This window comes from Frankia sp. CcI156 (assembly GCF_001983015.1).
GTDB classification, from domain to species: Bacteria; Actinomycetota; Actinomycetes; order Frankiales; family Frankiaceae; genus Frankia; species Frankia casuarinae.
Window position 1 is genome coordinate 1 of the sequence record NZ_MOMD01000129.1, and the last position, 1,911, is coordinate 1,911.

The following is a 1,911-nucleotide window of genomic DNA, read 5'->3' on the forward strand; positions in this document are numbered from 1 at the left end:
GCTGCCAACCCCGACGACCTCGCCCGCTGGAGGAAGCCTCCCGGCTGACCCAGCCACGCCAGCCCGACTCCAGCGGTGTCACACCCGGTGACACCACCCGTCAGCATTCCCCCACGCGACTTCCGACTACTTACTGCAGATCAGGGTCGGTAGGATCTGGGAGAGGAGGCTGACGAAGGTATTTCCAAATCATCTTCTCACCTATGTCGCGGCAATAGTATGTTCCTTGGTCGCCGGAGTATCGCTCGGGGACTGGAGATGTCTCCCCGGTCTCTTTCTCGTGCAGTCCTGGTTCCCCCAGGGCGACATCGAGACCAGCGCCAATCCTGTAGCCTGGTCCCTGTCCTGTGAGCTTTTCTTCTACCTCTGCTTCCCCTTCCTTCTCCGGGCGATCAGAAGTATACCGGTGAACCTCCTGTGGTACTGGGCTGGCGCCGTTGCGGGGCTGGTCTGGTGTATGCCCCTGATCGGGCGGCTCATCCTGCCATCCAAACCGGCTCTCCCCTGGGCARGGTCGGTCTCCACGTACGAATTCTGGTTCGTCTATGTATTCCCGCCGGCCAGATTGCCCGAGTTTGTTCTTGGGATGTTGATGGCATRCATCCTGTCGAGCGGCAGATGGGTCAGGTTGCCACTGACCGCTGTCGTGATGCTGACTCTCGGGGCGTACGCGCTTGCTCCCGAGGCGCCCACAATTTACAGCGTGGTAGCGGTGACGGTCATACCTCTGGCCCTCGTGATACCGGCGGTCGCCGTTCGCGATCTCGGTGATCGTCCCACATTTCTACGCAGCCGCGTCATGGTCCACCTGGGTGAGATCTCCTTCGCTTTCTACCTGTGGCACAGACTCGTCCTCAGCTTCGGACATCGCGCCCTGGGCGCCAGTGCACGATGGCCCGCCTGGGAGGTAGGCGGACTGGCGGCCATTGCTTTCGTGATAGTCCTGGTGCTGTCCTGGCTGACGTTCACACTGGTCGAGCAGCCGGCGATGCGCTGGATCTCCCGCAAGGAGTGGGCGTGGAGAGCGGACGCGGTCCGAGGACGGGAATCCGCTCTCACACCATAACCGGTGTCAGCCCGTTCGGGTTTCTGCGGCGAGCACATGACAGGCGGCAGCGRCATGCGAGAAACAGGGCGTTCGGCCTCGTCGATCAGCGCAACCGCAAGATTCGCGGAGGAGCGGCTCCCGGGAGTTTTTCGGAAACTTGTCATAGTCGATTTCGGAACGGATATCCGGCTGGTTCGGTCAGGCCCCGTATCGGTTCCCGCCAGCACGGGGAGCGGACAACCCGATCGAAACAGCCCGACCGACAGCGAACCGGGAATTCTCCCGCGTTCCGCCCGGCACTTCAGGAAATCCAACCTGCCATGGGCATGAGAGGCCCTCTTCGTGGAATGTGAGTCTTACCAAAGAAAACACATCGACCACGAAGAGGGTGCCTCCAGTGTATCGACTTCCCGGGCTGAGCCTGAAAGCTGCCGACGTCGTCGCCGCGATGGCCGAGCGGCACTTCCCCGACTGGCACCGCGCCCAGGGCCGTCCCCGCGATCTCGATCTCGTCGGCGCCCTGCGGTTGGCCCTGTGCCGGCTACGGCGCAACGCCACCTACCAGGAACTCGCCGAGGACTTCGGGATCGGGATCAGCACCGCCTGGACCTACCACCAGATCATGGTCGCCTTCCTCGCAGATACCCTCGGCACCACCACCGAAGCCCTGTCCCAGCAGGTCAAGGGCCTGGTCTGCCTGATCGACGGGACCCTGGTCCCGACGTTCGCCTGGCGCCACCGCACCGATCTTCTAGCCGGCAAGCACCGCCGCCACGGCGTCAACGTCCAACTGGCCGTCGACCTGCACGGGCGGATCCTCGCCGCCAGCCACGCCTTCCCGGGCAGCTGGCAGGATGTGCACT

Annotated in this window: 2 protein-coding genes; both read left to right on the forward strand. The window is 63.4% G+C overall.

Annotated features, from left to right (window positions below; all coding sequences use genetic code 11):
• Positions 1–154: 154 nt before the first annotated feature.
• Positions 155–1,066: an acyltransferase gene (locus tag CcI156_RS23635; RefSeq protein WP_256382314.1), complete on the forward strand. Its 912-nt coding sequence runs from the start codon at positions 155–157 to the stop codon at positions 1,064–1,066.
• A gap of 379 nt (positions 1,067–1,445) precedes the next feature.
• On the forward strand, positions 1,446–1,911 hold a 466-nt coding region (locus tag CcI156_RS23640), incomplete at its 3' end, for a transposase family protein (RefSeq protein WP_139341618.1).